The 8,809-nt window shown below is 69.0% G+C and carries 7 protein-coding genes and 1 pseudogene; all 8 read left to right on the plus strand.

What is annotated here, in order from left to right; genetic code table 11:
• The first annotated feature begins 1 nt into the window (after position 1).
• Positions 2–1,063: an ABC transporter ATP-binding protein gene (locus G3I42_RS10090; protein ID WP_164284446.1), complete on the plus strand. Its 1,062-nt coding sequence runs from the start codon at positions 2–4 to the stop codon at positions 1,061–1,063.
• Entirely contained in the window at positions 1,056–2,201 is a 1,146-nt protein-coding gene (locus tag G3I42_RS10095) for a dipeptide ABC transporter ATP-binding protein (RefSeq protein ID WP_164284448.1), read from the plus strand. The genes G3I42_RS10090 and G3I42_RS10095 overlap by 8 nt, the downstream gene beginning before the upstream one ends.
• A 179-nt stretch (positions 2,202–2,380) precedes the next feature.
• A complete protein-coding gene (locus G3I42_RS10100; protein WP_164284451.1) occupies positions 2,381–4,027 on the plus strand; it encodes an ABC transporter substrate-binding protein in 1,647 nt (548 codons plus the stop codon).
• A 115-nt stretch (positions 4,028–4,142) separates the two neighbouring features.
• Positions 4,143–5,066, plus strand: coding sequence for an ABC transporter permease (locus tag G3I42_RS10105; protein ID WP_008745801.1), 924 nt, complete (start codon positions 4,143–4,145; stop codon positions 5,064–5,066).
• Positions 5,059–6,072 carry an ABC transporter permease gene (locus tag G3I42_RS10110; protein WP_164284454.1) on the plus strand — a complete coding sequence of 338 codons (1,014 nt, stop codon included), beginning with the start codon at positions 5,059–5,061 and terminating at the stop codon, positions 6,070–6,072. The genes G3I42_RS10105 and G3I42_RS10110 overlap by 8 nt, the downstream gene beginning before the upstream one ends.
• Before the next feature lie 10 nt (positions 6,073–6,082).
• Entirely contained in the window at positions 6,083–7,063 is a 981-nt protein-coding gene (locus tag G3I42_RS10115) for an ABC transporter ATP-binding protein (RefSeq protein ID WP_164284456.1), read from the plus strand.
• On the plus strand, positions 7,050–8,177 hold the full coding sequence (locus G3I42_RS10120; RefSeq protein WP_164284459.1) for a dipeptide ABC transporter ATP-binding protein: 1,128 nt from the start codon (positions 7,050–7,052) through the stop codon (positions 8,175–8,177). Before G3I42_RS10115 ends, G3I42_RS10120 begins: the two co-directional genes overlap by 14 nt.
• Before the next feature lie 195 nt (positions 8,178–8,372).
• A pseudogene (locus G3I42_RS10125) lies at positions 8,373–8,809 on the plus strand (hypothetical protein); the annotation flags it as partial.

Genomic DNA, 8,809 nt, shown 5'->3' on the forward strand with positions numbered 1-8,809 from the left:
CGTGACCATCATCGATTCCACTCCGGACACCGTTCCCTCGCCGCGCGAATCCGGCGCCGAGGACGGCCCGCTCCTGGACGTGCGCGACCTGCACGTCGAGTTCCACACCCGCGAGGGCGTGGTCAGGGCGGTCAACGGTGTCAACTACACGGTCGCCCCGGGCGAGACCCTCGCCGTGCTCGGCGAGTCCGGCTCCGGCAAGTCCGTCACCGCCCAGGCGATCATGGGCATCCTCGACATGCCGCCCGCGAAGATCCCGCAGGGCGAGATCCTCTTCCGCGGCAAGGACATGCTGAAGATGGGCCGCGAGGAGGCCCGGCAGATCCGCGGCCAGAAGATCGCGATGATCTTCCAGGACGCGCTCTCCTCGCTCAACCCCGTTCTGACCGTCGGCTACCAGCTCGGCGAGATGTTCCGGGTCCACCAGGGGCTGTCCCGCAAGGACGCCAAGGCCAAGGCCATCGAGATGATGGACAAGGTCAAGATCCCGGCGGCCAAGGAGCGGGTCAACGACTACCCGCACCAGTTCTCCGGCGGTATGCGCCAGCGCATCATGATCGCGATGGCGCTGTGCCTGGAGCCCGACCTGGTCATCGCGGACGAGCCCACCACGGCGCTCGACGTGACGGTCCAGGCGCAGGTCATGGACCTGCTCGCGGAGCTCCAGCGCGAGTACAACATGGGGCTGATCCTCATCACCCACGACCTCGGCGTGGTCGCCGACGTCGCGGACAAGATCGCCGTCATGTACGCGGGCCGCATCGTCGAGACCGCGCCCGTGCACGAGATCTACAAGAACCCGGCCCACCCCTACACCAAGGGGCTGCTCCAGTCGATCCCCCGCCTGGACATGAAGGGGCAGGAGCTCTTCGCGATCAAGGGCCTGCCGCCCAACCTGCTGCACATCCCGCAGGGTTGCGCCTTCAACCCGCGCTGCACCATGGCGCAGGACATCTGCCGCACCGACCGTCCGCCGCTGGTGGACGTGCTCGGCCCCGACGGCGAGCCCCTCGCGGGCCGCCGCAGTGCCTGCCACTTCTGGAAGGAGACGGTCAATGGCTGAGAAGCCGGAGCAGAAGAAGGCTGACGCCGCCCCCAACGTCTCCGCCGTGGAGACGGTGAAGGCCGCCACCGAGGACGAGGCCGTCGCGGCGATCGACGCGAGCGTCGACCGCGGGGAGCCGATCCTCCAGGTGCGGGGCCTCAAGAAGCACTTCCCGCTCACCCAGGGGATCGTCTTCAAGCGCCAGGTCGGCGCGGTCAAGGCCGTGGACGGGGTCTCCTTCGACCTCTACCAGGGCGAGACGCTCGGCATCGTGGGCGAGTCCGGCTGTGGCAAGTCCACCGTCGCGAAGCTGCTCATGACGCTGGAGACGGCGACCGCGGGCGAGGTCTTCTACAAGGGCCAGGACATCACCAAGCTGTCCGGGCGCGCCCTGAAGGCCGTGCGCCGCAACATCCAGATGGTGTTCCAGGACCCGTACACCTCGCTGAACCCGCGCATGACGGTCGGCGACATCATCGGCGAGCCCTTCGACATCCACCCGGAGGTCGCGCCGAAGGGGGACCGGCGCAAGCGCGTGCAGGACCTCCTCGACGTCGTCGGGCTGAACCCGGAGTACATCAGCCGGTACCCGCACCAGTTCTCCGGCGGTCAGCGCCAGCGCATCGGCATCGCCCGCGGCCTCGCGCTCAACCCGGAGGTCATCATCTGCGACGAGCCGGTCTCCGCGCTCGACGTCTCGGTGCAGGCCCAGGTCATCAACCTGATGGAGCGACTGCAGGACGAGTTCAACCTGTCCTACATCTTCATCGCGCACGACCTGTCGATCGTCCGCCACATCTCGGACCGGGTCGGGGTCATGTACCTCGGCAAGATGGCCGAGATCGGCACCGACGAGCAGATCTACGAGCACCCCACGCACCCGTACACGCAGGCGCTGCTCTCCGCCGTCCCGGTCCCCGACCCCGAGGCCCGCGACCACCGCGAGCGGATCATCCTGTCGGGCGACGTGCCCTCGCCGGCCAACCCGCCCTCGGGCTGCTCCTTCCGCACCCGCTGCTGGAAGGCCCAGGACAAGTGCGCGCAGGAGACCCCCCTCCTCGCGGTGCCGGAGGTCTTCCGTACGAAGGACATCCCGGCCGCGCACGAGTCGGCGTGCCACTTCGCCGAGGAGAAGGACATCGTGCACGCCGCCTGAGGCGTCCCGTCCGGCCCGAAGGCCCCGTCACCGCGAGGTGGCGGGGCCTTCGCCGTACCCGCGCCGCCCGCCCGCGCCCTCCCCGGGTGACTCGCCCGGCTCAGCTCGCCGTGCGCGCTTGTACCTTATGCGATGGTATGAGGCACTAAGTGCGATATGACGCTCACGAGGAGGCACCGATGCGAGGAGCCACGCACGCGAAATGGGTCGCGGGGGCGGTCGTCGTGGCGCTGGCCGCGACGGGCTGCGGCGGCGGCGACGACAGCGGTGGCGGTGGCGGTGGCGGCGGTGGCAACGGTGGTGGCGTCGTGCGCGCCTCCTGGGGTGATCCGCAGAACCCCCTGGAGCCGGCGAACACCAACGAGGTGCAGGGCGGCAAGGTCCTCGACCTGGTCTTCCGGGGTCTCAAGCGGTACAACCCGAAGACCGGCAAGGCCGAGGACATGCTGGCCGAGAAGATCGACACCAAGGACTCCCAGACCTTCGACATCACCATCAAGAGCGGCTGGAAGTTCTCCAACGGCGAGAAGGTCACCGCCAAATCCTTCGTGGACGCCTGGAACTACGGCGCGAATCTGAAGAACAACCAGAAGAACGCCTACTTCTTCGGCCAGATCGACGGCTACGACAAGGTGCACCCCTCGGAGGGGCAGGCCACCGCCCAGACGCTCTCCGGGCTCAAGGTCACCGGGGACCGCACCTTCACCGTCAAGCTCAACCAGAAGTTCTCGACCTGGCCCGAGACCCTCGGCTACGCGGCCTTCGCCCCGCTGCCCCGCTCCTTCTTCGACAACCACGCGCAGTGGCTCAAGAAGCCCATCGGCAACGGCCCCTACACCATCAACTCCTACAAGCGCGGCTCGCAGATGCAGCTCCGCAAGTGGGACGCCTACCCCGGCGACGACAAGGCGCGCAACGACGGCGTGGACCTCAAGGTCTACACCGACGTCAACACCGCCTACACCGACCTGACCGCCGGGAACCTCGACATCGCGGACGACATCCCGGCCAACCAGCTCCGCAACGTCAAGAACGACCTCGGCGACCGGTACATCAACCAGCCGGCCGGCATCATCCAGACCCTCGCCTTCCCCTTCTACGACAAGGAGTGGAACGGTCCCAAGAGCGCGGACCTGCGCAAGGGCCTGTCGATGGCGATCAACCGCAAGCAGATCACCGAGACGATCTTCCAGAAGACCCGCACCCCCGCCACCGACTGGACCTCGCCCGTGCTCGGCGAGGACGGCGGGTACAAGCCGGGGCTGTGCGGCGAGGCGTGCGCGTACAAGCCCGACGAGGCGAAGAAGCTCATCGAGGGCGCGGGCGGCATCCCGAACGGCCAGCTCAAGATCGGCTACAACGCCGACACCGGCTCCCACAAGGAGTGGGTCGACGCGATCTGCAACAACATCAACAACGCCCTGGACAACGACAAGGCGTGCGTCGGCGACCCGACCGGCACCTTCGCGGACTTCCGCAACAAGATCGGCCAGCACAAGATGCCCGGCCCCTTCCGCGCCGGCTGGCAGATGGACTACCCGCTCATCCAGAACTTCCTCCAGCCGCTGTACTACACCGACGCCTCCTCCAACGACGGCAAGTACAGCTCGAAGAAGTTCGACAGCCTCATCGACAAGGCGAACGCCGAGACGGACACCAAGAAGGCCGTGACGACCTTCCAGGACGCCGAGAAGGTCCTGCGCGACGACATGGGCGCCATCCCGCTCTGGTACCAGAACGGCAACGCCGGCTACTCCGACCGCCTCTCGAACGTGGCCCTGAACCCCTTCAGCGTCCCGGTCTACAACGAGATCAAGGTCAGCTGACGGCGGACCGCCCCGGCCGACGGGCCCGGCGCACGCTCCGTGCGCCGGGCACCGGCGTTTCCCTGTCCCCCCGCCCCACCCGCCAGGGCCCGCGCCCCCAACCCCGGAGCTGTCCATGGGACGTTATGTGATCCGGCGTCTGCTCCAGATGATCCCGGTCTTCATCGGCGCCACGCTGCTGATCTTCCTGATGGTGAACGTGATGGGCGACCCCATCGCGGGCCTGTGCGGTGACCGCCAGTGCGACCCGGCCACCGCCAGCCAGCTCCGTCACGACCTCGGCCTCGACAAGCCCGTGTGGCAGCAATACCTCACCTACATGGGCAACCTCTTCACCGGGGACTTCGGCACCGCCTTCAACGGCGAGTCCGTCCTCGACCTGATGGGCGACGCCTTCCCGGTCACGATCCGGCTCACCATCATCGCGATCATCTTCGAGATCGTCATCGGCATCAGCCTCGGCGTCCTCACCGGGCTGCGCCGCGGCAAGCCCGACGACACGGGCGTCCTCATCCTCACACTCGTCGTGATCTCGGTGCCGACCTTCGTCACCGGCCTGCTGCTGCAACTGCTCCTCGGCGTGAAGTGGGGCTGGATCAAACCGGCCGTGTCCGCCGAGGCCCCCTTCGACGAACTGATCCTGCCCGGACTCGTCCTCGCCTCGGTCTCGCTCGCCTACGTCACCCGCCTGACGCGGACCTCGATCGCCGAGAACCGCCGCGCCGACTACGTCCGCACCGCCATCGCCAAGGGGCTGCCGCGCCACCGCGTCATCGTGCGGCACCTGCTGCGCAACTCGCTCATCCCCGTCGTCACCTTCATCGGCACCGACATCGGCGCCCTCATGGGCGGCGCGATCGTCACCGAACGCATCTTCAACATCCACGGCGTCGGCTACCAGCTCTACCAGGGCATCCTGCGGCAGAACACGCAGACGGTGGTCGGCTTCGTGACCGTACTCGTCCTCGTCTTCCTGATCGCCAACCTCCTCGTCGACCTTCTCTACGCCGTTCTCGACCCGAGGATTCGCTATGCGTGAGCCCGAGCCCACTCCGGAGTCCGAGCCGGAGCCGGAGAACCACCTCCCGCCCGCCGACGAGGCCGTCGGCGCCCGCGGCCAAGGCGGGGTGGAGGCCCTCGCGACCGGCGAGGGCGGCAGCCTGGTCGGCGAGGAGCCCGAGGGCGGCGACCCGCGCGAGAAACCCCGCAGCCTGTGGTCCGACGCCTGGCGCGACCTGCGCCGCAACCCGGTCTTCATCATCTCCGCGCTGATCATCCTCTTCCTGATCGTGATCTCGATCTGGCCGTCCCTGATCGCCTCGGGCAACCCGCTCAAGTGCGACCTCTCCGACGCGCAGAAGGGCTCCCGCTCCGGGCACCCCTTCGGCTTCACCAACCAGGGCTGCGACGTCTACACACGCACCGTCTACGGCGCCCGCGCCTCGGTGACCGTCGGCGTCTGCGCCACCCTCGGCGTCGCGATCCTCGGCTCGATCCTCGGCGGCCTCGCCGGGTTCTTCGGCGGCTTCTGGGACTCGATCCTGTCCCGCCTCACCGACATCTTCTTCGCGATCCCCGTCGTCCTCGGCGGCCTCGTCCTGCTCTCCGTCGTCACCTCGAACACGGTCTGGCCCGTCGTCGGCTTCATCGTGCTCCTCGGCTGGCCGCAGATCGCCCGCATCGCCCGCGGCTCCGTCATCACGACGAAGCAGAACGACTACGTCGAGGCCGCGCGCGCCCTCGGCGCCTCCAACACCCGCATGCTGCTCCGCCACATCACGCCGAACGCCGTCGCGCCCGTCATCGTCGTCGCGACCATCGCGCTCGGCACGTACGTGGCACTCGAAGCCACCCTCTCCTTCCTCGGCGTCGGGCTCCGGCCCCCCACCGTCTCCTGGGGCATCGACATCTCGGACGCCTCGGGGAACGTGCGCAACGCCCCGCACATGCTCCTGTGGCCCTCCGGGGCCCTGGCGATCACCGTGCTCGCCTTCATCATGCTCGGCGACGCGGTGCGCGACGCCCTCGACCCCAAGCTGCGCTGAGGAGCCCGCCATGCTGCTGGAAGTGCGAGACCTACACGTCGAGTTCGCGACCAGGGACGGCGTCGTCAAGGCCGTCAACGGGGTCAGCTACGACGTCGACGCGGGCGAGACCCTCGCCGTGCTCGGCGAATCGGGCTCGGGGAAGTCCGTCACCGCCCAGGCGATCATGGGCATCCTCGACATGCCGCCGGGCCGCATCCCCGCAGGCGAGATCCTCTTCGAGGGCCAGGACCTGCTGAAGATGAAGGAGGACCGGCGGCGCAGGGTGCGCGGCGCGCAGATCGCGATGATCTTCCAGGACGCGCTCTCCTCGCTCAACCCCGTCCTCACCGTCGGCCAGCAACTCGGCGAGATGTTCACCGTCCACCAGGGCATGTCCCAGAAGGACGCCCGCGCCAAGGCCGTCGAGCTGATGGAACGGGTCCGCATCCCCGCCGCCAAGGAACGCGTGCGCCAGTACCCGCACCAGTTCTCCGGCGGCATGCGCCAGCGCATCATGATCGCGATGGCGCTCGCCCTCGAACCCAAGCTGATCATCGCCGACGAGCCCACCACGGCCCTCGACGTGACGGTGCAGGCCCAGGTCATGGACCTGCTCGCGGAGCTCCAGCGCGAGTACCACATGGGCCTCATCCTCATCACCCACGACCTCGGCGTCGTCGCCGACGTCGCCGACAAGATCGCCGTCATGTACGCGGGCCGCATCGTCGAGACCGCGCCCGTGCACGAGATCTACCGGCACCCGGCCCACCCGTACACCGAGGGCCTGCTCCAGTCGATCCCGCGCCTGGACCAGAAGGGCCGCGAGCTGTACGCGATCAGCGGCCTGCCGCCCAACCTGCTGCACATCCCGGACGGCTGCTCGTTCAACCCCCGCTGCCCGCGCGCCCGCGAGCGCTGCCTGCACGACGACCCGCCGCTCTACGAGGTCTCGCCGACCAGGGCCAGCGCCTGCCACTACTGGAAGGAGACCCTCGATGCATCGCGATGAGCACGGCAGCCGCAGGGAGGCCAGGCGCGAGGGGCGCGAGGCCGCACGGCTCATGTCCAAGGCGCACCAGGAGAACGCCTACGCGGCCGGCCAGCCGATCCTCGAAGTGCGCGGCCTGGCCAAGCACTTCCCGCTCACCCAGGGCATCGTCCTCAAGCGCCAGGTCGGCGCCGTGAAGGCCGTCGACGGCGTCGACTTCGACCTGCGCGGCGGCGAGACCCTCGGCATCGTCGGCGAGTCCGGCTGCGGCAAGTCGACCGTCGCCAAGATGCTCGTCCACCTGGAGGAGCCCACGAGCGGCACGATCCGCTACAAGGGCGAGGACATCAGCAAGCTCTCGGGCCGCGCCCTCAAAGCGGTGCGCCGCAACATCCAGATGGTCTTCCAGGACCCGTACACCTCGCTCAACCCCCGCATGACCGTCGGCGACATCATCGGCGAGCCCTACGACATCCACCCCGAGGTCGCGCCGAAGGGGGACCGCCGCAAGCGCGTGCAGGACCTCCTCGACGTCGTCGGGCTCAACCCCGAGTACATCAACCGCTATCCGCACCAGTTCTCCGGCGGCCAGCGCCAGCGCATCGGCATCGCCCGCGGCCTCGCGCTGCGCCCCGAGATCATCGTCGCCGACGAACCCGTCTCGGCCCTCGACGTCTCGGTGCAGGCGCAGGTCATCAACCTCATGGAACGGCTCCAGCAGGAGTTCGACCTCTCCTACGTCTTCATCGCGCACGACCTCTCGATCGTCCGCCACATCTCCGACCGCGTCGCCGTCATGTACCTCGGCCGCGTCGTCGAGACGGGCACGGACGAGCAGATCTACGAGCACCCCACGCACCCGTACACGCAGGCGCTCCTCTCCGCCGTGCCGGTCCCCGACCCCTCCCAGCGCGAGCACCGCGAGCGGATCATCCTCACGGGGGACGTGCCCTCGCCCGCCAATCCGCCGAGCGGCTGCCACTTCAGGACGCGGTGCTTCAAGGCGCAGGAGAAGTGCGCGGTGGAGGACCCGGTGCTGGCGGTCCCCGAGTGGTTCAAGGGGCGCGGGATTCCGGCGGAGCACCCCTCGGCGTGCCACTTCGCGGAGGAGAAGCGGATCGTCCCCGCGGAGTGAGGGGGCCGAAAGGGCTTAACACGGTGGCAATCCGGTGGACGCCGCTCCGATATACGGACGGGGGAGGCTCCTTCTTGTACGGCCGTGCGGGTGCCGTGTGACCGGCCGGGACGGCGTGAGCCGTCCCGGCCGGTCGTCGTTCCGGGCTCCGCCCCGGCTGCTCGTCCGGGCTGTTCCACCTGGTTCACTTTTCCTGTGAAGACGGACAGGCGTGTGCGGTGGACCGGTGCTCTCGGCTGCGCGGCGCTCGCGCTCCTGAGCCTGCTCTGGGCCGTACGGGATCTCTCCGTCGCGCACGGGCATCCCGCTCGGGTCTGGTGGCTCTGGGCCGGGGCGCCGTCCGCGTGGGGCGGCAGGGTGCAGGTGACCTCGTTGGGGGACGGACTGCTGGTCGTGCTCGGGGTGTGGGGGGCCGTACGGGTGCTCAGGGCGTCCCGGGCCGCGGCCTCCGCCTTCGCCGCCGTCGGGGCGTGCGCGCTCGTCGTCAGGCTGCCGTCCGCCTGGCTGCTCGCGCAGCCGTGGACCGGGCCGTGGGCCGGTCAGTCGTTGCGGACGCTCGCGCGGCTCACCGGTCTCGCGGGGCTGCTGCTCGGCGCGGTGCTGCTGGGCTGCGCCTTCCTCGCGCGGCGCCC

This window comes from Streptomyces sp. SID11385 (genome assembly GCF_010548245.1).
GTDB lineage: Bacteria > Actinomycetota > Actinomycetes > Streptomycetales > Streptomycetaceae > Streptomyces.